Here is a 23292-nt window from a genome sequence, read left to right as displayed (position 1 = left end):
GCCGCCGTGGACTACGCCCACTGCATGCGTGAACTCGTCGACGTCCATTATCCCGACGCCGCCTGCATCCGTGTCGTGCAGGACAATTTGTCGATCCATAAGCCTGGGGCGCTGTATGAGGCCTTCGCGCCCGCCGAGGCCCGGCGCATCCTGCGTCGCCTCGAATTCCACTACACCCCGAAACACGCCAGTTGGCTCAACATGGTCGAGTGCGAGATCAACGTGCTACAGCGCCAGTGTCTCGGCCGCCGCATCGACGACCCCAAACGGCTCCGAAAAGAGATCGCAGCATGGCAACGGCAGCGAAACAAAGCACGAGACCGCATCAAATGGATGTTCACAACCGACAAACCCCGCGCCAAACTCGGCCGCGCATATCCAACCACCGCCAAAGAGTCAAAATCACTGTGATGAACCACTAGTTGGCCTTGTCTTGCCTTGTCTCACTGATCCCTTCACTTCAGATCACGAAAGCCCATTCATGAAAGCGGCTTGCGGGAAAACTGCACGAGCCGTTTGAGCGGCGGGGGTTAGGCAAGCCCTTCAATGGGCGCCTCCCCCGACCCGACACTCCGAGGACGGGAAAGCCGGCCACATGGGGAAACGAAACTGAACAGATAGCAGTAAAAGCTGTGAACCAACTGCCGAAGAGCGTGGTGCGGGAAATCCGCACGCCACGTTCTGTGAGAACCGGGGGCGGGCGACCGCCTCCGGTGACCCGGTGGGCGGAGCTGCGAGGCTCCTCCCTCTCGATCAATCACTTTCGGGGATCCCGTCAGCGAAGGGGGGAGGGAGCCCGTAGGGAGTCCGTCCGCCAATGCGCCCCTTACTGATCCCAATGACTTCGGAGTCATCTGCGACGCGCTGTTAGGTGAGCACCCCCGTTCAGGTCCCCCCTTGCGGCCCCTCGCGGGGGAGGGGGTAGGGACAGGGATAAGCCGCAACGGAGGGCGCCTAGAAAGCGTCAGTTCGACTTCGGGGTCGCCGCTGGCGGCTGGGCGGCCGCCTGCGGGGCGCGGCCGACCATTACGGTGAGCAGGCCGTCGCCCCAGAGCTTCTTCGCGACCCGCCTGGTGTCATCAAGCGTCACCGCGTCGACGATGGCGTTGCGCTTCTCGATAAAGTCGATCGGCAGCTTGTCGAGCTGATACTGCAACAACGCCTGCGCCAGCTTGGAGGAGGTGTCGAGCGCCAGCATCTGCGAGCCCTTGAGGTAGGACTTCGCCTCGTCGAGCTCCTGCTGCGTCGGGCCCTCCTCGGCGATGCGGCGGATTTCCTTCTCGACCGCATCGACGGTCTCGCCGGCGCGATCGGCGCGGGTGCCGGTGTTGCCGATGAACAGCGCGGAGTGATCCATCCAGAGCAGCGCTTCATGGATCGAATAGGCCAGCCCGCGCTTCTCGCGCACTTCCTTGAAGAGCCGCGACGACAGGCCGCCGCCGCCGAGAATGTGGTTCACCACACCGGCCGCCATGAACTCCGGGTCGTGCCTGTTGATGCCGGGTCCGCCGAAGGTGACGACGGTCTGCGGCACGTCGAGCGGGATGAAGGCGCGCTGCGGCGGCTTGGCCGCCACGACGTCGGGGATCGGCGTCAGTTCAGCCTTGGCCGGCAGGGCGCCGAAGGTCTTGTCGAGCAGCTTGCCGAGCGTATCGGGATCGACGTCGCCGACCACGACGATGCGCAGCGTATCCTTGGCGAGGATCCGGCGCGCATAGTCCTTCAGGTCGGCGATCTCGATCTTCGGTACGCTGTCCAGCGTGCCGGTGGCCGGCCTGCCATAGGGATGATCGCCGAACGCGACTTCGAGGAACTTGCGGTCGGCCAGCGAGGACGGATTGGTCGATTCACGGCGCAGGGTGGAGATCACCTGGGCGCGGATGCGTTCGACATCGGCCGGCTCGAACCGCGCGGAGGTCAGCGCCATCCGCAACAGGTCGTACGCTTCGTCCTTGTTGTCCTTGAGCATGCGAAGCGAGCCGCGGAAGTGATCGCGCGTCGCGGAGAAGCTCAACTTGATGGCCCGGCGGTCGAGCCGCTCATGGTAGGTCTTGGAATCGAGATCGCCTGAGCCTTCGTCAAGCAGGTCGGCGACCAGATTGCCGACGCCGGGCTTGCCGGCCGGATCCTGGCTCGCGCCGCCGCTGAAGGCATATTCCATCGCGATCAGGGGCACGGTCGCGTCCTGCACGAACCACGCTTCGATGCCGCCAGGCGACACCAGTCGCTGGATCTTAGCTGCAGCCTGCGAGGGCGCGGATGACAGCGTCAGCATCGCGGCGCAGGCGCCGCCGATCAGTGCCGCGCGGCGGGTGAGGGAATAGGTCACGAGCGCTTCTCCTTATGTTTCGGCGCAGTATCCTTGATCAGATAGCCGGTCACCGATCGCTTCTTGTCGAGCCATTTGGCCGCGGCGTCGCGCACCTGCTCGGCGGTGACGGCGCGGATGCGGTCCGGCCAGCTCCTGATATCGTCGATGCTGAGACCGGTGGTCAGGGCACCGCCATACCAGCGCGCCAGCGTCGCCTGATTGTCCTGGGCGTAGATCGCTTCGGCAATGAGCTGGGTCTTGACCCGCTCGAGGTCCTCGGCGCGTGCGGTATTCTGCGCGAGGTCGGCGATCACCTTGTCGATCGCCTCCTCGATCGGCGCAAATTCGACGCCGGGCTTCGGCGTCACCAAGATCGAGAATTGCGACGGGTCGAGCGCCGTGCCATCGTAGCCAGCGTCGGCGCTGATCGCGAGACCCCTGTCGATCACCAGCGCGCGGTAGAGATAGGAGTTGGCGCCGCCGCCCATCAATTGCGCGAGCACATCGAGCGCGGGGCTTTCGCCCGTTGCCGCCGTCGCGGCCGCCGGCACCAGATAATAGCGGCGCAGACCGGGCTGCTCGACGCGCGGATCCGACAGCGTCACGGTGCGCGGCGCCGCCGGCATCGGCTCCTGCGGGCGGATGCGCTTCTCGGGGATCGCGTGCTGCGCCGGGATCGGACCGAAGTTCTTCTCCACCAGCGGGCGGATGTCCTTGACGTCGACGTCGCCGGCGATGACCAGGATTGCGTTGTTCGGGGCGTAGAAGCGCTTGTAGAACGCGAGCGCATCCTCGCGGTCGAGCTTTTCGATCTCCTGGTGCCAGCCGATCACCGGGCGGCCGTAGGGATGGTTGAGGTAGAGCGCGGCCATGATCTGCTCGGTCAGCCGCTCGTCCGGCTCGTTGGCGACGCGCATGTTGTATTCTTCCAGCACGACGTCACGCTCGGGCAGCACGTTCTCGTCCTTGAGGATGAGGCCGGTCATGCGGTCGGCCTCGAACTCCATCATGGCAGGAAGCTGCTCGCGCGGCACGCGCTGGATGTAGCCGGTGGTATCGACCGAGGTGAAGGCGTTCTGGTTGCCGCCGACCCGCCGCACGGTCTGCGAGAACTCGCCGGCCGGGTGCTTGGCGGTGCCCTTGAACATCAGATGTTCGAGGAAATGCGCGAGCCCGGATTTGCCCGGCGTCTCGTCGGCGGAGCCGAGCTTGTACCAGATCATCTGCGTCACGACAGGCGTGCGGTGATCGGGGATCACCACAACCTGCAGGCCGTTGTCGAGCGTGAAGCTGGCGGGGCGTTCGGAGGTAACCGTGGTCTGGGCGCGGAGGCCGCTGCTTGACAGCGAGGTCGTGCAAACAAGTGCGGCAACGAAAAGGGCGGTCGCTCGGTGTGAGGGCATCATGATCCTTATGGAAGCCCGAACATGCGGTCGGGGCGCGAAAGCACGGGCACCCTACACGGCACTGTCCGTGCCGGCCATCACGAAACGGAGAGAGACGCGCCGCCCCGCATTAAGCTTTGCTCATGTGAGGCGCGGCCGCGAGGATGAGATTGTAAAACCATACGTATCGCTGATTGACGTTAGGTTCGATCGTCTCCGCGCGGTACGCCAGCGCCTCTCGTGGCAAACCTTTTACCTGCCGAAGTTTCCTCACGGTAAACGCGGTACCTTTCGGATAGTCACGCCCGAGAGGGCGTCTCCTTCAAGAACTCTACACACGTCGCATCTGGTTTCTCCATGAATGGCTGTTGGGGCGCCGACTTAAATCTCCGTTGACACCGAGCTCCAGTACGCCAGTTCCGGGCAGAATTCGGCACGGCATCGTGTCCGCAACAATCTGCCGGGTACACCGGACTTCTGCCCGCTCGTTTTCAAGACGCCAGTACTGGTGGGTCTGTTGCGCAGGATATCAAGGAACGCGCCCGCGCCGTAGTGAGCCAGATTCCAAAAGATCTGCTCGCGCGAACCGCTGCCGTTCTTCTCCTCAAAGACTCAAAGTCGAGCTACGTCAATAGAAGGCGAGAGACCACCGCAGGACCGTATCCAGCGATGGGGAATGGTCATCGGGAAGGCGGGACGGGGACCGCTCGATGAGGCAGAGGTTCTACGCGTGCAGCGCATCGCGATCGGCGATGAGCGCTTCGTGAAGCTCGGCTTCCGTACCGAAGCTGGTTTCGTCGGCGACCACGACCGCGAGACGCAAAGACCGATCCCGGATCATATCAGCGCGCGCCACGAAGATATCGCCTCCCTGGTCCGCGGACCAATCGCGTTCGATCATGCGGCGGAAAATGAGCTTGATCCAGTCGTCGCCGCCGCCGTGCTGGCCTTCGGTTTCGTCTTTATCCACCGCTTTGAGGACGGCAATGGCCGCATTCACCGATAGCTGATGCACCATGTTCTGGCACGACGAGGATTTCAATCCCGCTGGAATCGACATTCCGGTTTCGGCAGTCACTCTCGACAAGATCAGCGAATACAAGGAAGTGCTGGAAAGCTATTCGATTAGATTGCTTCCGTGTGTTGAATCGGGAGCCGACGCCACAAGGCAACATGAAGGTCGTGAACGATACCGGGCGACTTTTACCGCTTCTTCGACGCGACGCCACACGCCGAGTTTCTGTACGAATGCGTGCAGAGGACCGTCGAACAGGATCTTCCGAAGGAAACCCGATTTTTGCAGAGCTTCGATACCTTCCGCACGAGGGGTCGAGAATATCGTCGACATGCCGGAACGAACGCTAAACAATCTCTTCGGGTTTCTGCAACAGAATGCAGGCGGACTCTCAAATGGCATCATAGCCGCGAAGCCCAATGAGTAGCTCTGGAAAGGCCAGCCGCTCCTCGCCTTGGCGTGGCACGGTGAGGCTAGGGTGATGCGCCCCCCTCTGTGCGTCAGCTTGTTGTCAGCTCGCGCGCCTATCATTGTCCACAGGTCTTCGAGTAGGCCAGTACGTTGCGATAGGGAGAGCGAACCGCATGTATAACAGAATCACTGGTTCTTCCAGCCAAGTTCCAAGCGCGAGCCAGGCCGATGAATCGGAGCTATCAGCAGATGGCCGTAGGTTTACGGAAACGCTTACGGCGCCTGGTTCGTCCTCGGGGGCGACACGGCCGTACTCCCTCATTTCCGAACCTCCCATCGATGAGATTGACAGGGAGTCATTCAGGGAAGAACTGAGAAATTCTTACGGTAAGGACATCAAGCACATAGCCGATAATCCGCAAGAATACTCGGATTTCGTTTCCGAAAAGGCTGAGCGCACAGCGATGGTCGCCAGAGCCGGATCCACCGTAGAGGATTCGGACCATGCGCGATATTTCAGCTATCAATTGGGTGACAAGAGTGTCGGGCTTCTAAAGACCGAAGGTCGACGTCGCATGGGAGGGGAGGCGTGGGAGCAGCACTTTCCTGGGCGAAAACACGTCTCGTCCGTTGTCGGTCTCCGGGTTACTCATCCGCTCGTCGAGAACGCAGGCGATGTTCTGCTGGAACATCAACTTCGGCTTGACGGCAAGCGGGCGTTGGTCATGTCGCGTCCTGCCACGGATGAGGTGAAGCCCCGTCTAGAGCAGATGGGTTTTGTTCACGTGGGGGACAATGAAGATGACAATGAATATGTGCTTGACCCTAGGCAGCATCCCGACAAGTGGACGCTGAACGATGAGGGAAAATGGCAGCGGGTGGACAAGCCTCGGCTATATCTCTCCAAAGTTGAGAGTAGTGATGACGAAAACGAAGGAAGTGTCGAGAAATATTCGGGCGAAGAATACATCGAAACGGATTCGTCGGGGGACGATCCTACTTGGTACTTCGACCGGCTCAATTTAGGCCCGGGGACTGGCTAGCAGAAGTCGCGCCGGGTGCGGCTTGGCCTGAAAGTGGCCGACTTCTCGTAGCGGCATGCACCGGGAAGGGGCGCTGCAACGGGAGCGCCCGCCACGCGCGGGTGTGCTCTCGATGCGGCGCGCGAGCGGAATAAATTGGAAGCGGCGGCGGTTCTCGAATTTGCCGGCAGAGCAGCTTCTTTGGAAGCCCTAGTCAGCTGCTCTGAGCTGCTTTTTGCCTCATTGGCAACTCTCTGGGATTTGAACGCTCCAGCATCGATGCGTTGCGCGATCTTGCAGGGCGCTTCGCGGACGATCAATTGAGGTGTGCCTCCTCATGACCGCCAACGGCCAAGCCGAATGTCGCTGCCGCCTGCGATCTGCGGCTTCAACGACATTAATCCGGCGCGCTAGGGGAGGAGCAAGCGATGAAACCAGTCTGGGTCTAGATCGATGAAAAACACCCGCGCGTGATGCAAACCAGATCGCGCTGTTCGTGGATCAATACCGCCAATTGTCTGGACACTTGGTTGTCGAGCCGAGGAGGGGCTCAGCTGCTCGCAGCTCCGCTTTCCGCGCCTCATCCAGACGTCATTCACGGATAGCGAAATGTCTTGCCCTCAATTGCTGATCTTAGTGCTCGCTCGGACGCCATTTCGCGATGCTCTGCCTGCACATTCTTGTTCAGTGGACCGCTTATCCTCAGTCAAGGGCTGCTTCGATCGCTCCCAATTCAGTATCGTTGCAGCAGTCCTTGAGTATGTTGGAAAGACGGCGCGAGTGAGCGCAGCGCCAAGCCAAGCTTGCGCAGCGTTTCAATGATGCGCACTGCGATCTCATCACGAGTGGCATTTAGAACTGTATCAAAGGGCAATTTGAACATTGGTCTGTTCGTCGATAAAGCGTCTGAGGTGAGCATCCTGCGGAAGCGCAAGGGGTGGCCGTCAATTGCCGTTACATGTTACAGCCGACCCGACTGTGCGTTGGCGCGGCCGCTCGCTGGATCCCTTCACCAGCTGTTTAGCGCTTGGTAAGTGTAAGCAGCGAGCTCGTCGGCTCGAAGAACATCTCGAGCGATTGCGACTGAGGCTTGGGAGAAGCCTGGCTCGTCCGGCCACTTGCCGAGACCGTTCACCAGGTTCGACGGGCACCGCTGCGCCTTCGACGGCGGGATCAAGCTCGGAAACGGTCGCCTTATGATCCTGGCATTCAAGGGGGCTCATTCCGCCGGCCGGCCGTGACTGAACTGGAAGAGCAGCTGTTTCCGACGGTGCGTTGATGTGGTGAGGTAAAAAAGGAAGATCTGGTGCTCTGAACCAAACTCGCAAGCTGAAAAGCACCATTGTGACCATATCCGTGAGGAAACGTACGCGTTCTTCTCAGTAAAGGTGAAGGAGATGGCGAAAGTTTGTACCGGCCTCTCGATGGAGGTTCTTTACCGGTTCAAGGAGAAGCGAGCGCCCGGTTGCATGTGCTTGCCGGCATTGGAAGCGGAAGAAGAGAGATGATCTACACTACGGTTTGCTCAGCAGTTTGTTCGAAATCAAGCGAGGCAAAGGAGGCGACGTGAGAGCACAAGTTCTAGAAAAGCTCGAGGCTGGCCGCGTACGATATGGCCAATTCGCCAGCGCGCCGGAGTCAGGTCCTTGCGGCCTCTTTTTTGTCCAGGGGCCTTGTGGCTGCAAGCTCAGGATAATCGGACTTGTTCGCCCAAGTTGGGAGCATGTCTCCGTCTCTACGTCGCGACGTTGTCCGAACTGGGAAGAGATGTGCTTCGTCAAAGACCTGTTTTGGGATGAAGAGGAGTGCGTGATGCAGCTGCATCCTCCTCATTCGCAATACGTGAATAACAGCCGGTATTGCCTGCATCTCTGGAAGCCGACTCGTCGGGACATTCCAATGCCACCGGCTAGCTTCGTAGGCGTCGTCGGGCTTGATCCATCTGAAACGGCAATGTTGCTTGCACAGATTGGGGGGCTATCATGAGACCCGTATTACTACAACGATTTGAGGGCCCCAACAGGGGGCGCCGCCGCATCTATTCCGGTAGGAACGACAACTGCGATAGACGAACAACTCTCTTCAATACACTAAGATGCTTGTTGATGTTTGTTCGGGGAGTTTTCAGATCCCTTCGGCTGATCAACAAGGGCTGGGACTCCCGCCAGACGATATCGTTGCCGTGGGGAAACTCGTCAGCTTGGCGTCAGCTCGTATCCTTATGGTGCCGATCCGTCAATAGGCGGTGAACGATTAGCCTTATCACGCATCGAGAAGAGCAGCGGGTTATAGCGAGCATGTCTGGCCCTACGGAGGACACGGCACGTCTGGATTGGGTGCCGTTCTGGTTGCGATCGGCCTTGGATATAGCCGCATTGTGCTGTGTGGCGTGCCTTGTGATGACGGCCGTTATAATAATGACGAGCCTTTTTGGCGGCGTACTGCTTTTGCTTCATCTGAAGCGGCGGGCTCGGTGTGTGCAAATCGCAACGTCTATTGTGGAAGGTGGACCAGATCGCTTTCGAGCCAAAAATGAGAAGCATGTCGGACCGCACCAAGAAGTGGTTGGGTGGCGCACACAAACTCGACCCGCAGCCTCAGGAGATACGATCGAGTAGAACCCGCAGTAGTCGACCGCCTGAAAACAGCAGATCGCGCCACATGAGATGCGCTCCTGTCATAGTTTCAACTTGCAAGAACGGGAAAACGGGTTCGAGCCTCTGAACTGGCGAGGAGGTCAGCCGATGCCGTTGCACTGCATCAATGAGGCACGCCTGAGCAGGGTAGCGCCTCTCAAAGCAGAGAGTATACTCATCGCAGCGTGCCTCAACACTGAGTACCGTGACACAAGCTCAATCCGGGATACGGTCAATGAGATAGCGCGTGGCTGCCTCGCGGGCGCTGACTACACGATTGAGGATACATATGTTCTTACGCTGGTGTCGGTAAGAAGGGTGGCAGGAATCTACAGGGCGGATCGTCTTAGGGATTCATGCATAGATCAGCCACGCCTCGTGGCGGTCTGAGCTTGAGACGGAGCTGGTTGATATCTGATCGCGCACCGCCGCTCCGAAGTAACCAGGGGTCGAGAATGATGGGCGGAGAGCAGCTCGTTCAAGGGCTTAAGGAAGCAGGAACAAGGGCGCGCAGGGAATGTCAGATATTTGTGTAAGAGGCCTCTGTGAAGCTGGATTGCAGTCGTTTCTGGCATTAGCCGGACATTGTGATTTGATCCTATGGTGGCTAAACAGTGGCCGGGCAGCAAGCTCTGTCAAAGCCGCAGCCGTCGCAGGCGGGGGCCGCAGGCCCGCCTTTACAGAGCTTGCTGATCGGCCAAACTCGGTCCGCCGGATAAGGCGGACATTTTGGTCATCGCGCTGATCCCGGAAAGCGCGAGCCGAAGTGAATGGCGAACTGGCCCATGGCGGCAGTCCACTCGACACCTCGCCGCCACCTCAATCCGGCGTTCTTGTGCGAGATAAAGCAGCTTCAACGCATCGTCGTCGTTGGGAAACTGCCGCGGGTCTTAATGATCTTGCGCAAGCTAACGCGCGCGTAGAGGCTCAGGATTTTGTCGTCGAAGCCGTCGAAACGGGTCTGGCCCTTGGCGATCAATAGCGGCGCGAACCTGCCGGCCCGGTCGCGTGGCAAAGCTATGTCGTCTCGCCGTCCTCGGTCAGGATCGTCTTCGCGCTGGTCCCGTTACGGCTATTGCCGCTGCCGCGGCCGGCCGGGTCCCCCTTCTCGTAGCCAAGATGATCGCTCAGCTCCGCACCAAGCGCCCGCTCAATCAGCGCCTTCTTCAGCTGCTTGAAAAGCCCGTCCGTACCTGTGAGGTCTTCAGGCTTCTCATAGTTAGCAAGCAGTTGATCCAGTAGTTCAGGTGTAAACGTCGTCTCGGTCGTCATGTGAGTCTCCTCGGTAAGGTAAACTCACAGAAGCCTGCTTACACATTCTTTCTGACACCCTCTTGAGCCGGCATCAATTCGGCTTCCGAAAGCAGGAGATCAAGCAGTCTTCGTTAGCCGACTGACCTTGGCAACTCACTCGCTCGACTTCGACCAACGATTCCTTCAACATGAGCATGCAAGTCTCAGCTCCAGCGGCATGGCCCCAACGCCTGCAGTTGGTATCTCGGGCTGACCCAAAAACCAGCTGTCCATCTGGCGCCAGCATCTGCACCAACTTGCGGATAGTCGCACGCATCTCGGCCACGCCTCCAAGGTAGTAGAGGACTTCGGCCAGTACGATCAAATCAAATCGCTCGGCGGTCGAAAACTGCTGAACGTCCGAAGCCATCCAGGTTATGTGCGACCACCGTTTCGTCCGCAGGCTAGCTCGACGAATCGCTTGCGGCATAACGTCGATGACTGTGAGCCGTTTGCAATGAGGTGCTAGTATTTCCGTAAATGCGCCGGCCGCGCACCCGACCTCGAGGGCGTGCGAAATCACGCCTTGCGAAAGCGATAGCCGGAGCATTTGCGAGTGACGCTCGCGTTCGAATGGATTACCGTCGAGCCTCCACGGATCGTCGGCGGCTAGTTCCTGCTCTAGCGATTGATGCTTGCTGTCCGAACTCATGAGTCACCTACCTACTGAGAATGCACGATCGGGTGCCCGTGCCGATGCTGTCAAACGAGACCAGCCTCGAAGAACTACGGGAAAGCTCCGCCTCCGCGGGACTACCGACCATTGAAGAGCCTCCAGTCCAGCTTTCGCAGACCTCATGAGCACCTCGTCAGTCCCAATCCAGTACGGCGCACACCAGGACGCAGCTGGGCAATCATCCGTTCGCGCTTGCCTATCATCCAGCAACTGTGTTGAAACCACCAGTCATTTCACACGCATTTTCCTGATTGATGCCTTGAGTTAGCCAGCGTCTGACTATGGGGATTGCGGCAAAATTGGTAAAATCTATTGTTTGGATGGAACATATCCAGTCCGGTAATGGTCCGCGAAGAACGCATTGGCGTTTCGCGCATGATGAGCCGGCCGTCTTGACGTAGCAGCACATGCTGAACGGCCCCCACGACGTTGATCCGGCGAAGATCCTCGCCGGACATCGAATGCCTCGAAAGCTCACGTCATGACGCAGAGCTGGACGCGCTCGAACACTGCTCGCGGCGAACGTTCGAACCGATGCCACTGTTTGATGAAGGCCAGCGGCGGCTCCTCCGATGATCGCGTCAATTACACACCGAGCAAGCCGGGTGAGTTCGTCGCCGGCAAGCTTGCGGGCATCGCCACGCTCGCCAGCGGGCACTTTGCCATGATCGACGACGGCCTCGGCTTCCAGTTCGTCCCCTGGCAGCCTGTGCTCGACAAGCGCATCGGCCAGCATCAGCGGTGTGATGCGCGACAGCGGCGGCATCGAGTGGAGCTTCGGACGCAAACACGTTGGGCTTGTGAAGCAGCGGAAAAGCCCTGCGTGCTTGGCGCGAGTGGGCCGGATCAGCGACGACTCTTCAAGGCTGCCGCTGTCGCGCCTCCTCTTCGCGGCTGACGGCCTGGACCAGTCGTCGCCGCCCCGGCTTGGGCTCTCCAAGCAGGTAAGGCGAATTGAGGGCGCGAGCGCTCCAATGCCCGAGGTGAAGGGGTTCGCAATGGTAGGTTGCGGCTTGTAATATGACCCATAGGGTGGTACATAGGCTCTATGTTGGAGCCTTGGAATGATCGTTGGCTTTCGGGATGAATGGCTACGCGCCTTCTTTGTGGATGATGTCCGCTCGCGGAACGTCCCGCCCGATCTTGAAGCCGGTTATTCCGCAAGCTTCAGATGATCGACGATGCGACGACCGATCAGGACTTACGCGCGCCGCCCAGCAATCACTTCGAGAAGCTGCGCGGCAATCTGGCGGGGTTCCATTCGATCCGCGTCAACCAGCAATGGCGGTTGATCTTCCGCTGGGACGGCAAGCGAGGCGAAGCGGCGGGCGTCTATCTCGATGATCACAGCTACCGATGTGAGCGAGGCAAACCATGCTGACGACGAAGCGCAAGCCGGCCACGGTCGCCGAGATACTGACCGAGGAGTTCATGGAGCCGATGGGCTTGACCCAGGGCGCGCTTGCCCAGGCGATGGGCGTTCAGCGCAAGCACGTCAACGAGTTGTGCAACAACCGCAGGAACGTGACGGCGGCGACCGCGCTGATCCTCGCCCGCGTGTTCGGCAACAGCCCGGACTTCTGGCTCAACGTGCAGCGGCGCAGCGATCTCTGGGAAGCGATGAACAGCCCCAAGGAGCGTCAGCGGATCGAACGCGCTCGTCCGCTGAAACGCGCCGCGTAGTCGACGATGAATTGCGATGAATAGCTCTGGTCCCGCACCACGCAAGTATTTTCACGCTGCGCGGCTTATCGCGCAGCTTAGCGTATCATGACGTAAAATTAGGCTACTTCTTGCTTTCGACAGATCGCGCGATCCTGGCGCGATGCCCCGAGCGCGCGCCAAACCCAGCAAAGACCGTCGCGTCCCGGCATCCTGCCGGATGATCTTTTCGACTATGCCAGCATCGAGCCGTGGCCGCGTGCCGGCAGGCCGCCAAAGCATGATCTTGCTGACTGGACCGTCACAGTCGATTGGCCCGACCGCGTCGCGGTCACGGACGCCGAGGTGGACGTACTCGAGGCGTGGTTCGGCCGATCTCTTCGACGACCTGTTCGGGCCATGCCGATGATCTGACAAGGAGACGCCCGCCATGACCGTGCCCCAATGTTCGAAAGGGGCGCGCGCCGCCCTCTATCTGCGCGTCTCGACGGCGCGGGAGGCCGAGCATGATGTCTCCATTCCTGATCAGAAGCGGCAAGGTGAGGCTTATTGCTCGGCGCGCGGCTATGCGATCGTCGAGACCTATGTGGAGCCGGGAGCCTCCGCGACCAACGACCGCCGCCCTGAGTTTCAGCGCATGATCGAGGCGGGCACATGCAAGCCCGCACCCTTCGACATCGTCGTGGTTCATTCGTTCAGCCGTTTCTTCCGCGACCATTTCGAGCTTGAGTTCTATGTCCGCAAGCTGGCGAAGAACGGCGTCAAGCTCGTCTCCATCACGCAGGAGATGGGCGATGACCTGATGCACGTCATGGTGCGCCAGATCATGGCGCTGTTCGATGAATATCAATCCAAGGAGAACGCCAAGCACGTGCTGCGCGCGATGAGCGAGAATGCACGGCGGGGCTTCTGGAATGGCGCCCTACCGCCAATCGGCTATCGCATCGTCGCGGCCGAGCAGCGTGCGCCAAGACCCAAGAAGAAACTGGAGATCGACCGACTGCACGCCGACACGGTGCGAATGATCTATCGTCTGTTTCTGGAGGGGGACGGCGTATCCGGCCCGATGGGCGTGAAGTCCATTACCTACTATCTCAATGAACGCCGAACCTTCACCCGCGATGGCGGGCGCTGAGGTTTGGCTCAGATCCACAGCATCCTGACCCGCACGACCTATATCGGCGAGCACAAGTTCAACAAGCGCTCGCACAAGGACCGGGAGCGCAAACGCTAGGTGGTGTGGACATTTAGCGGAGCCATAGGACGATGGCGGCGAGAGTAACGACGGCCCGATAGTTTCGGGCGGTCTTTTCGAAGCGGGTTGCGACGCGGCGGAACTGCTTGAGTTTTGAGAAGCAGCATTCCACGAGATGGCGCTGGGCATAGAGATGCTTGTCGAGCGGGTATTTGAGCGCACGTGAAGGGTTATTGGGGATGACGGCGATCGCGCCCTTGGCGGCGATGGCTTGGCGCAAGTGATCGGCGTCATAGGCTGTATCGGCCATGACGACCTCGGCGGGTAGTCCCTCGATCAATGCGGCGGCTTGCGGTGCATCGCCCTTCTGACCTGCGGTAAGCATGAACCGCACGGGACATCCCAAGCCGCGAACGGCCAGATGTATCTTGGTGCTCAGGCCCCCGCGCGAGCGGCCGATCGCTTGATCTTCCGCTTGATCTTCAGACCCCCTTTTTTGGCGCCGGCGGCGTGCTGATGCGCCCGAACGATAGTGGAATCGACGATCAGATATTCGAAGTCCGGATCGTCGGACATCGCCTCGAAGATCCGCCACCAGACACCTTTGATGCTCCATCGACTGAAGCGTCGGAACACGCTGTTCCAATCTCCAAACGCCTCTGGAAGATCACGCCAGGGAGAGCCGGTAATCCAAAGCACGCCCTCCACGAACATCCGGTTGTCGCGGCCGGTCGAACCCTTCTGGTCAGGTCGGCCTATGATCAGCGGCGCCATCCGCTCCCACGCCGCGTCGTTCAAAACCAACCGATCCATCACACCCAAGACTGCCTCCCCAAAAGCAGTCTTGAATCTGATTTGCCCCTAAATGGGAATCCTTAGAGTCCACACCACCTAGAGCGAGGTCGTGACCGGTGCAGGCCGACCTGAAATCTCGTCGCCCCATGGTGACGCCGACCCGCGTCACCAGCGGTCCCACCCTCCTTACCGGCATCTGCTTTTGCGCCAAGTGCGGGGGAGCGATGACGCTGCGGACCGGCAAGGGCAGCGCAGGCGGCATGTATCGCTACTACACCTGCTCGACCAAGGCCCGGCAGGGGGAGACCGGATGCAAGGGCCGTTCGATTCCCATGGACAAGCTCGACGATCTTGTCGCCGGTCACTTTGAGAGCCGTCTGCTCCATCCCGACCGGCTGGAGGAAGTGCTTGCCAGCGTCCTTGACCGTCGCCAGGAGCGCTCAGCGCGCCGCCGCGCACATCGCCGAGCTCAACAAGCGGATCACTGAAACCGACCAGCGGCTCAACCGGCTCTACGACGCGATCGAATCGGGCGTAGCCGTACTGGATGCCCCAGGTCTGAAAGAGAGCATCGCGGGCCTCAAGGCGATTCGGGATCAGGCCACGGCTGACGCCGAGCGCGCCCAGGCCGCGCTCGACAGCGTCGGCAATCAGGCTGTCAGCCCCGATATGGTCAAGACGTTCGCAGACGTTGCCCGTGAGCGGCTCCGGCTTCGCGACGGCGGCTATCGCCGCGATCACCTGCGCGCGCTCGCTCAGCGCATTGAGGTGGCGGAAAAAGAGTCCGCATCATGGGATCGAAGTCAGAACTGCTGCGACCCTGGTCGCCGGCTCAAGCGAAAAATCGGCGGCTCTCGGCGTTCGCGGTTCTGTACTGAAATGGCGCAGCCGACGCGATTCGAACGGGTGGCCTCCACCTTGGAGGGTCGCGCTCTATCCAGCTGAGCTACGCGTGCATCTCGCAGTACTTGCGCGCATTTGTTGCAAATGTGAAGCGACGGCATAACGCTCTCGCAAGTCGTTGAATTACGACCTCTCGACCTCTCAAAACTCTTTTTTGCACCAACTGGTTTGACACGTGCATTCGGGGGGCAAGCGTCTGGGCTGTCAATCGCGGAACTCGCTTTCCATGATCTGCTAGAATTGGGGCACGGAGATTTCGTACAAGACACGCGATGCATCGCGGGCTTCGCAGCTGCGCTTGACCCGCACTCTGGAGCCAGGCGCAGGGGCTGGCCAAGGCTTTGAACGAGCGAAAGGCCACGACTAGGATCGATTGCATGAAAACCTACGCCTTTCCGTCGCAGAAGTACCTTGAACACTTGCGGGCGGCCGAGGAGTTGGCGCCTGCGGATCTACCGCGCGCGTTAAAGGGCGAGCCAGGGACGCTGTTCGAGATCAAGCTGCAACCCAAGGCGCTGCGCAATGGTGCAATGCCGAGTCCGATGTGGGTGCACATCCATACGAAGCGGCCGGTACTTGCGCGGCAATTGGCGACGCTGGATGACGCGGACTTCGCCGCTTGCCACGTCAAGTCCAATGAACAGCGCGGCTACAATCGGCAGTGGCAGAACGCCCGGGCTGCGACGGGTCACGAGAGCGTCGTGGTCCACCGCGGCAAGCTTACGCCTGCGTTCTGTAAGTCCTTGTTGAGCACAGTGCTTGGCGGCCACCCACGCTATCCGCTTGCCGAGGCGGAGCACCGGTCGACGCAGGCCGCTCGACACGGGATGTAGTCGGGGGCGTCTCGCGGTAGAGTGCCGATTGTGGTGACACCATCAGCCAGACCTCCGAAATCCGGAGCCAGCAGGCCGTGATCAGATCATGGGTCTTCAGCAGGCCGGTAGACTGAAAGCTTCCGCTTCGGTTTATAACGCTCGTACCATGCGGCAATCAGCGCACTCGTTTCGATGCAGTAAATCTTCTTGGCCATTCCGGTTTACGGCGCCATGCCAAAGGCCGCCTTTTTCCATTAGAGCAACGGTCGTAACCTTCATATTTAAGAGATCCGCGACATCGCGCAGTGTGAAATATCGATCGTGATAGCCCTGGAAATAAGCTGGGTAAACGTGCGACCGAACTGACTCAGCACCACGTAATGATACTTGGGGCCGCCTTCGGACGGTTCTTTCTGTTCGTCAAGCTGGGCGCAGATCTTCTGGAAATCAGCGCGCTTGCTGTCATAGAAGGCCTGGGTGGTGCGACCGAGCGTAAGCAGCCGCCGCAGCACGGCTTCCTGGCCGACGCCAAAGCGCTGGGCCAACGCTTCAGCGTCTCCGAATTCCGCTTAATAGCCGTTCGCAACATTGGCGTGAGCGGGGCCATTCCCCGCCGCAGGTGTACCATATCCTCGGTAATCCCCGGGCTCAGGGACTGCGCCATGATTTCGTCCAGCGCCTCCTCGTCTTGTTGCACGCCGGGAGGCAGCCACAGGGCCGCGGCGAGCGCGAACTGCTCAATCCCCACGTGCTGTCGGCTCCAGCAGCCCCAACGTGGGATTTGCCAGGCCAGCCAATGCCCGTCATATTCCAATCTCCGATACAGGCGAGAATGCGCTGCCTGTCTAGATAGACAGCCTGGCTGACAATTAGCTGACGAAGGGCATTCTCACGGATGCACAAAGAAAATCCGAATCACCGTGGCTCCAATTCCATGGAAGATGCCGTGGTGCTAGCTAGTGTCCCGAGTCACAAGTTCGCAATCGTAGCTTCGCGTCGCTGTGCCAAAGATGACGCGCTGGCAACAGCGACGGCGGATCTGATCGCGGTCCAGCAACTTGCGCCCCTGATATAGAGCGATGACGAGCGTGCCGAACTGAAGTCGCTGACAATGTGGCGAAAGAAGGCGCTAGCGCTGGCTCTGAGAGCTCGGATCGTGCTGACCTGCGCCGAGGGCGGTCAGAACGAGGAAGTGGCGGCCAAGTTGGGCCTGGACACGCAGACGGTAGGCAAATGGCAGCGTCGTTTTGTGAAGCGGCGCGTGGCCGGGCTGCACGACGAGCCGCGTTCCGGGGCGCCGCGCACGATTGACGATGCTCGCATCGAAGCGGTGGTCGTGCGGATGCTGGAGCAATGCCCCCGAGAACGCCACCCATTGGAGTTCGGGAGTTCGCGCGACATGGCGAACGCCAACGGCCTGTCCGTGTCGACGGTGCAAGGCATCTGGCGAGCCTACGTCTCGGCGCCGTGTGGATGAAAAGTCCCAAATCCAGGCGCTGGGTCCTGTTGGGGTCCTCATCGGGGCTCGGTTGTGATTCAAGCTTCGGATGGAACGATTCGTTTTTGACTGACGCCCAATGGACGAAGATGGAATCGCTGTGTCTCGGCAAACCGAGCGATCCCGGACGCAGCGGCAAGGACAACCGGCTGTTTGTTGAGGCGGTGTTATGGATCGCGCGCCCGGGCAGTCCCTGGCGCGATTTGCCGCGCGCTTTCGGCCAATGAAATAGCGTGTACACGCGTTTCCGCGACTGGGTGAAGGCGGTGTGGAAACGCCTGTTCGGCGCGGTCTCGGACGAGCCGGACATGGAATACGCCATGGTAGACGCCACGATCGTCAAGGTCCATCGCCACGGATAGGGCGCAAAAAATACAAGACAGGCCATCGGCCGTTTGAAAGGGGGAATGTCAGAATTCGTGTAAGAGGTCTCTGTGAAAGTTGAATTGTAGTTGTTTCTTGCATCAGCCGGACATTGTCATCGATCCCATGGTGGCTAACAGTGGCCGGGCAGCAAGCTCTGTCAAGGCACCGGATCCCTTTCTCGTAGCCAAGATGATCACTCAGCTCCGCACCAAGCGCCCGCCCAATCAGCGCCTTCTTCAGCTGCTTGAAAAGCCCGTCTGCACCTGTGAGGTCTTCAGGCTTCTCATACTTACTTAGCAAGCAGTTGATCCAAATAGTTCAGGGTGTAATCGTCGTCTCGGTCCTCATGTGAGTCTCCTCGGTAAGGTAAACTCACAGAAACCTGCTTACACATTCTTTTGACACCCACTGGGCGCATCAGCGAGCGGCACTCACCGAACCTGTGGTGAGCTGCCCCGAGACGATTTCGCAAGCTGGACCATAGCCTCGATTTGCCGGCTCTCGATGAGAATAGCCGGCGCGCTCTTTTGTCCAACCAGCACAACCAGCGCTTACCGCGCGTGAGGCCCGCGTAGGCGATGAATCTTCTTCAGCATCCTGAAGTGCTGCATGGCGACGGACACCAAAGAAGGGTATTCTGGACCCACTGCAAATCCGGTCTCGCTTCGCATGATCGATCTTCTTCGGACCAATCTACATAAAGTCGTCGTCGTCCCAAGCCGGCGTGGTATCTGGGGCACGCTGGGCCCCACTGGGCCCCACTGGTTTCACTGCCGTCATTGGGTTCAGCTTTAGAAAGATACAATTGAGGCTTGTTTTTCCGCTGCCATTCGCCGTCATCATTCTTCGTCCACTTGTCGGAATGCTGGGTAGGTCAAGCACCATCTCGAGTCACTCACCTCAACAAAACCCAACGCCGCTGCGCGGGCTTTCGCGTCGTCGTTGACAGCATGAGAGAGGAGCAAAGGCCGTTCGCCGTCGAGCCGAAGCTGATGTTCCAACAGAATATCGCCTGCGTTCTCGACCAGGGGATGAGTAACCCGAAAATCCACAGTGGATGTGAGTTCGGTCCGTCCGGGAAACTGTTCCCGCCAGCGCGCGCGTGCCTTTTCCTCTTTGAACACATCACTCATGCTAGCTCCGCCTTCCGTTCGCAGAAGTCCAACACTCTTGTTGCCTAGCTGATAGCTGAAATAGCGTGCGTTTTCCGAACCAGATTTCCTGCCGTGGTCATAAGCAACTTGTGCCGTTCGTTCGGCTTTCGAGGATACCGGAAGCGAGTATTGCTGTGGTTTCGCGGCGATATGCTCGATTTCATCGCTATAAAAGTCCTTCACGTTCTCCTCGAATGAAGACCTTGTGATCTCCACCAAAGGAGGTCGCCGAACGAGGGAGTACGAGGGTGTTGCTCCCGAAGACGAGCTAGGTGGTGTGGACTCTAAGGATTCCTTTTTAGGAGCAAATCAGATTCAAGGCTGCTTTTGGGGAGGCAGCCTTGGGTGTGATGGACCGGTTGGTTTTGAGCGACGCGGCGTGGGAGCGGATGGCGCCGCTGATCATCGGCCGACCTGACCAGAAGGGTTCGACGGGCCGCGACAATCGGATGTTTGTGGAAGGTGTGCTGTGGATCGTGCGTACGGGCTCTCCCTGGCGTGATCTTCCGGAAGCGTTCGGGGAATGGAACAGTGTATTCCGTCGCTTCAGTAGATGGAGCGTCAAGGGTGTTTGGTGGCGCATCTTTGAGGCGATGTCCGATGATCCGGATTTCGAATATCTGATCGTCGACTCCACCATCGTCCGAGCCCACCAGCACGCTGCCGCGGCCAAAAAAGGGGGTCTGAAGATCAGGCGCTCGGCCGTTCGCGCGGTGGCCTGAGCACCAAGATACATCTGGCCGTTCGAGGCTTGGGATGTCCCGTGCGGTTCATCCTTACCGCAGGTCAGAAGGGCGATGCACCGCAAGCCGCCGCATTGATCGAGGGATTGGCCGCCGAAGTCGTCATGGCCGATACGGCCTATGACGCCGATCACTTGCGCCAGGCCATCGCTGCCAAAGGCGCGCTCGCCGTCATCCCTAACAATCCGTCACGCGCGCTCAAATATCCGCTCGACAAGCATCTCTATGCCCAGCGCCATCTCGTGGAATGCTGCTTCTCAAAACTCAAGCAATTCCGCCGCGTCGCAACCCGCTTCGAAAAGACTGCCCGAAACTACCGTGCCGTCGTCACTCTCGCAGCCATCATCTTATGGATGCGGTAAGTGTCCACACCACCTAGCGCTCGGCGCCGCTATGTGCATCCCAGCAAACATGTCCGCAAAGCGCTGGCTGTCTGCATCAGATTGCGTGTGGTTGGTGGCGGATTGTCTCATTTCATCAGTGTCGGAAGCACCGGGTGAGCTATTGATTCGGCCATACATGGTGATTGGGTTTCCTATCGGTGAAGTATTCTCCCACTGAGTTCAGACTCGTCGGGCACCGCGAATTTGATAGTCAGCCCAGCTGACGACGAGCTGACGCGCAGGCGTTAAGCGTGTACGATCCGGCGTTCTACGCGAAGGCCACGCTATGGCGAACGGGCCAGCGCACCCGGCTCGTGCGAAAGCGGTTGCAGGCTAGGATTTCCGGTATCGGCATTCCCAGCAAGTGCGAGCGATAGGCCGAGATTGTTGCGCAACATCTGATTGCCTGGGGCCGCTGCGAGAGCCTCGCGATATAGCGCTTGTGCCTCATCATGACGCCCCTCGGCGTCGAGGACCACCCCTTTTGCGTTCAGGGCACGCAAATCACCAGGAACTGTAAGCAAGATCTTGTCGGTTACCTCAAGTGCTTCGCCCGCGCGTTTCTGTGCCAGAAGGGCCTGCGTAAGCGAGATTGCCGCATCGACATTGTCTGGCTTTTGCTTCAGAGCCTCACGCAAACTCTCTTCATCGGAAACCCGGAGGAGGGCGTGTGCAATGCGCTCGCGCATAGCAGGATCGATGTCCTTGGCGCCCAGCAACTCTGGCCGCGGCGTCTCTTGAACTGAGATAGCTTGGTGATCCAGACTGGCGCAACCACCAAGCACAAGGATGGCGAATAAAGCGAGGAGAGTTAAGCCCGAGGGCGGATGGAACGCATACAATCGAGCAGCGAATGTTGTTGTAGGTGAATTCATGCCATCCATCTCACGACCGACTGCTGCACTCTGTTAGCCGTTTGTGGCAAGCAGGTTGGGTTGTTCTCCTGTCGGAGCTTTTTCCTTGGGACCTGTAAGCTTGAGCGACCCCACCGGCTGGACCGTGAAATCGGAGGCAAGATCCTGATAAGACAGAACAGGAAGATCGAACCCGTTGCGGGTGAGAAAGCCGCGGACGAAACGCCTGATATCCAGCGAACTCAGGATGACGGGCTGGCTCTGACCTGGTGGCATGCCTGAATGAATCTGGCGCAGTTGCGACAGCAACATCTCGCTATGCCGGTCCTCCAGCGCGAGGTACGGCCCGACGGTGGTCTCTCGGACCGCACTGCGAATCACATCTTCAGTTTCACGTTCGACGATAAAGGCGGGCAGAACACGGTGAGCGTTGGCATGGCGATAGCAGATTTGCCGCCTTAGGCCGGAGCGGACATATTCGGTGAGCAGGACGGCGTTTTGCTCGCGTTCGCTCCATTCGGCGAACGCTTCCAAGACCAGCCGGGTGTTACGAATCGGGATGCCCTCGTCGAGCAGGCGACGCAGGACATCGGCGATCCGGGGAACTGGAGTCGTGCGTAGCACTTCCTTCACCAGGTCGGCATACTCCTGCTCCATCCGGGCGAGCAATTGTCGCGTCTCTTGAATGCCTACCAAGCGCTGCGCATATCGCGTCAGTACGGAACTGACGCGCAGGGCTATGATTTCGCTCGGACGGTGATGCCCGATCCCGGCCGCTTTGAGAGCCGGTGCATGGCTCTGTTCGATCCAGATCCGGTCGGTGTCTGGATCTTGCCGATACGGGATGCCGCTCAATTCAATGTTCGCTCGGTCGTCGGTGAGCGCGAGCTGCGTCGGATCCACCCGATCCCGTTCAACCGGTACCCCTTCCACATCTAGCCTAAACTCGGATTGGGCCAAACGTTGATCGACCTGGACTGGAATGCGGGGAATCGTGATGCCAAGATCGGCTGAGACCAGTGCCGAAATGCGAGCGATGTGCTGCTCAACTTCCTCTCTGTCAATCGCGTTTACCAGGTTAGGTGCAAAGAATACCACGACCGGAAGCGCCTCCGCGGGTATGGTTTGCCGTTGAGCCTGCGCTGGATTTGAAGTCGGAGTACTAACGTTAGCGCTCGTCTTGGAGCCCGTGTTCGCGCCTTGCACACCGCCTTTGACATAGCTCGTCCCGGCAAAAAGTGCGGCCAGCATGAGAAACGGGGGCAAAGGGAAACCTGGTATCAGCCCCATGAGAAGTAAGACGCCGGCCGCTAGCCGCAATGCCTGGGTACTGGCCGTGACTTGGTTGATGATATCGGCACCAAGCTTGAGCTTGGAAGGCCCATTCACACGTGTGACGATGGTTGCGGCCGTAACCGACAGCAGGAGCGCCGGAATCTGAGAAATCAACGCATCGCCGATGGTGAGCAGCGTATATTGATGCAATGCCTCATCGACGGACATGCCCTTGGAGAGCAGCCCGATGCTGATTCCTCCCAGCATGTTGATGCAGATGACTATGAGTCCGGCAATGGCATCCCCTTTCACGAACTTCATGGCGCCATCCATCGCGCCGTGAAGTTGGCTCTCTCGCTCCAGTGATGCTCGCCGGCTGCGTGCCTCGTGCTGATCGATATGACCGTTGCGTAGCTCCGCGTCGATAGCCATCTGCTTGCCAGGCAGAGCGTCGAGCGTGAATCTTGCCGAGACTTCAGCAACGCGCTCGGCTCCCTTCGCGAGAACCATGAACTGCACCATGGTCACGATCAAAAATATAACAATGCCGACCGCGATGTTCCCTGATATCACGAACTCACCGAAGGTGTGAATGATGCTGCCGGCGTCTCCTTCAGCGAGAATCAGCCGCGTTGTCGCGATGGTCAGCGCCAGACGAAAAACGGTGGAGATCAGGATGACACCGGGCAAGGACGAGAAATCCAGTGGCGTACTGAGATACAAAGCAACCATCAGCAGCAATACGGCAAAACCCAGATTGAAGCCGATCAGCATGTCGACCACGACGATCGGCATCGGCATGATCATCATTGCGATTGCCAGAAGCAGCATGAACGCGACCATGAAATCCGGGTGGAATGGCGCGCGCACGATAAGCTTACGAAGGAGGTTTATCATGGA

The 23292-nt window shown here is 59.4% G+C and carries 20 protein-coding genes and 5 pseudogenes; 15 read left to right on the top strand and 10 right to left on the bottom strand.

Going from position 1 to position 23292, the window contains the following annotated elements; all coding sequences use genetic code 11:
- A partial coding sequence (locus CP49_RS11045) for a transposase (RefSeq protein ID WP_197423077.1) occupies positions 1–411 on the top strand: 411 nt, incomplete at its 5' end.
- 553 nt (positions 412–964) lie between these two features.
- On the opposite strand, the gene CP49_RS11040 is transcribed toward CP49_RS11045, so the two are convergent.
- Entirely contained in the window at positions 965–2329 is a 1365-nt protein-coding gene (locus CP49_RS11040; protein WP_057850276.1) for a M16 family metallopeptidase, read from the bottom strand.
- Positions 2326–3714: a M16 family metallopeptidase gene (locus tag CP49_RS11035; protein WP_057850289.1), complete on the bottom strand. Its 1389-nt coding sequence runs from the start codon at positions 3712–3714 to the stop codon at positions 2326–2328. The genes CP49_RS11040 and CP49_RS11035 overlap by 4 nt, the downstream gene beginning before the upstream one ends.
- A 658-nt stretch (positions 3715–4372) precedes the next feature.
- Here CP49_RS11035 and CP49_RS48910 point away from each other — a divergent pair.
- Entirely contained in the window at positions 4373–4702 is a 330-nt protein-coding gene (locus CP49_RS48910) for a Fic family protein (RefSeq protein WP_249727351.1), read from the top strand.
- Positions 4703–5295: 593 nt separating this feature from the next.
- Positions 5296–6165: a host specificity protein gene (locus tag CP49_RS11025; RefSeq protein WP_156438280.1), complete on the top strand. Its 870-nt coding sequence runs from the start codon at positions 5296–5298 to the stop codon at positions 6163–6165.
- Positions 6166–6877: 712 nt separating this feature from the next.
- Here the strand turns inward: CP49_RS11025 and CP49_RS44530 are convergent.
- Positions 6878–7027 carry a hypothetical protein gene (locus tag CP49_RS44530; RefSeq protein WP_156438278.1) on the bottom strand — a complete coding sequence of 50 codons (150 nt, stop codon included), beginning with the start codon at positions 7025–7027 and terminating at the stop codon, positions 6878–6880.
- A 683-nt stretch (positions 7028–7710) separates the two neighbouring features.
- Between CP49_RS44530 and CP49_RS49205 the strand changes: the two genes are divergently transcribed.
- Together CP49_RS49205 and CP49_RS47165 are read left to right on the top strand one after the other, a co-directional pair.
- The gene (locus CP49_RS49205) at positions 7711–8130 is read left to right on the top strand and encodes a DUF7694 domain-containing protein (protein ID WP_156438276.1); all 420 of its coding nucleotides are present in this window, start codon (positions 7711–7713) and stop codon (positions 8128–8130) included.
- Positions 8131–9546: 1416 nt separating this feature from the next.
- Positions 9547–9762: a hypothetical protein gene (locus CP49_RS47165; protein ID WP_245310649.1), complete on the top strand. Its 216-nt coding sequence runs from the start codon at positions 9547–9549 to the stop codon at positions 9760–9762.
- Here the strand turns inward: CP49_RS47165 and CP49_RS11015 are convergent.
- Positions 9676–10052, bottom strand: a pseudogene (locus tag CP49_RS11015) (transposase); the annotation flags it as partial. The gene CP49_RS47165 and the pseudogene CP49_RS11015 overlap by 87 nt on opposite strands.
- 73 nt (positions 10053–10125) lie before the next feature.
- Complete coding sequence (gene nodS, locus CP49_RS11010) at positions 10126–10725, bottom strand: nodulation methyltransferase NodS (protein ID WP_057850273.1); 600 nt, start codon at positions 10723–10725, stop codon at positions 10126–10128.
- A 505-nt stretch (positions 10726–11230) separates the two neighbouring features.
- Between nodS and CP49_RS49595 the strand changes: the two genes are divergently transcribed.
- From CP49_RS49595 to CP49_RS10990, 4 genes and pseudogenes are all read left to right on the top strand, one after another.
- Positions 11231–11647, top strand: coding sequence for a DUF3363 domain-containing protein (locus CP49_RS49595; protein ID WP_476695622.1), 417 nt, complete (start codon positions 11231–11233; stop codon positions 11645–11647).
- 166 nt (positions 11648–11813) lie between these two features.
- Positions 11814–12130 (top strand): annotated as a pseudogene (locus CP49_RS11000) (type II toxin-antitoxin system RelE/ParE family toxin).
- Entirely contained in the window at positions 12124–12432 is a 309-nt protein-coding gene (locus CP49_RS10995) for a HigA family addiction module antitoxin (RefSeq protein ID WP_057850271.1), read from the top strand. Before CP49_RS11000 ends, CP49_RS10995 begins: the two are co-directional and overlap by 7 nt.
- A gap of 409 nt (positions 12433–12841) precedes the next feature.
- Positions 12842–13546: a recombinase family protein gene (locus CP49_RS10990; protein ID WP_420807600.1), complete on the top strand. Its 705-nt coding sequence runs from the start codon at positions 12842–12844 to the stop codon at positions 13544–13546.
- A 112-nt stretch (positions 13547–13658) separates the two neighbouring features.
- On the opposite strand, the pseudogene CP49_RS42575 reads toward CP49_RS10990, so the two are convergent.
- A pseudogene (locus CP49_RS42575) lies at positions 13659–14428 on the bottom strand (IS5 family transposase).
- A gap of 89 nt (positions 14429–14517) precedes the next feature.
- Between CP49_RS42575 and CP49_RS47155 the strand changes: the two are divergent.
- The 3 genes and pseudogenes from CP49_RS47155 to CP49_RS10970 all read left to right on the top strand — a co-directional run.
- Positions 14518–14889, top strand: coding sequence for a recombinase zinc ribbon domain-containing protein (locus tag CP49_RS47155; RefSeq protein WP_245310646.1), 372 nt, complete (start codon positions 14518–14520; stop codon positions 14887–14889).
- Positions 14822–15346 (top strand): hypothetical protein, encoded by a 525-nt coding sequence (locus tag CP49_RS47150; RefSeq protein WP_245310645.1) that lies wholly within the window; start codon positions 14822–14824, stop codon positions 15344–15346. The genes CP49_RS47155 and CP49_RS47150 overlap by 68 nt, the downstream gene beginning before the upstream one ends.
- Before the next feature lie 263 nt (positions 15347–15609).
- Positions 15610–16137, top strand: a pseudogene (locus CP49_RS10970) (hypothetical protein); the annotation flags it as partial.
- 263 nt (positions 16138–16400) lie between these two features.
- Here the strand turns inward: CP49_RS10970 and CP49_RS45900 are convergent.
- Positions 16401–16664, bottom strand: a complete 264-nt coding sequence (locus CP49_RS45900) for a hypothetical protein (protein WP_057850268.1) — start codon at positions 16662–16664, stop codon at positions 16401–16403.
- Positions 16665–17230: 566 nt separating this feature from the next.
- Here CP49_RS45900 and CP49_RS10960 point away from each other — a divergent pair.
- On the top strand, positions 17231–17596 hold the full coding sequence (locus CP49_RS10960) for a helix-turn-helix domain-containing protein (protein ID WP_057850267.1): 366 nt from the start codon (positions 17231–17233) through the stop codon (positions 17594–17596).
- Between the two features lie 86 nt (positions 17597–17682).
- A pseudogene (locus tag CP49_RS47145) lies at positions 17683–17976 on the top strand (transposase); the annotation flags it as partial.
- Positions 17977–18822: 846 nt separating this feature from the next.
- On the opposite strand, the gene CP49_RS42565 reads toward CP49_RS47145, so the two are convergent.
- Positions 18823–19320, bottom strand: coding sequence for a hypothetical protein (locus CP49_RS42565; RefSeq protein WP_197423073.1), 498 nt, complete (start codon positions 19318–19320; stop codon positions 18823–18825).
- Positions 19321–19478: 158 nt separating this feature from the next.
- Here CP49_RS42565 and CP49_RS42560 point away from each other — a divergent pair.
- Positions 19479–20242, top strand: a protein-coding gene (locus tag CP49_RS42560; RefSeq protein WP_156438274.1) for an IS5 family transposase whose coding sequence is annotated in 2 segments (ribosomal slippage) — positions 19479–19814 and positions 19817–20242 — 762 coding nt in all. Because the reading frame shifts where the segments join, the coding sequence is not laid out codon by codon here.
- A 305-nt stretch (positions 20243–20547) separates the two neighbouring features.
- On the opposite strand, the gene CP49_RS10930 is transcribed toward CP49_RS42560, so the two are convergent.
- Both CP49_RS10930 and sctV read right to left on the bottom strand, forming a co-directional pair.
- On the bottom strand, positions 20548–21138 hold the full coding sequence (locus CP49_RS10930; protein ID WP_057850286.1) for a tetratricopeptide repeat protein: 591 nt from the start codon (positions 21136–21138) through the stop codon (positions 20548–20550).
- Positions 21139–21171: 33 nt separating this feature from the next.
- Entirely contained in the window at positions 21172–23289 is a 2118-nt protein-coding gene (gene sctV / locus CP49_RS10925; protein WP_057850263.1) for a type III secretion system export apparatus subunit SctV, read from the bottom strand.
- Positions 23290–23292: the final 3 nt, after the last annotated feature.

The sequence above is a fragment of the Bradyrhizobium valentinum genome (assembly GCF_001440405.1).
GTDB classification, from domain to species: Bacteria; Pseudomonadota; Alphaproteobacteria; order Rhizobiales; family Xanthobacteraceae; genus Bradyrhizobium; species Bradyrhizobium valentinum.
This window is presented reverse-complemented; position numbering and strand designations above follow the sequence as displayed.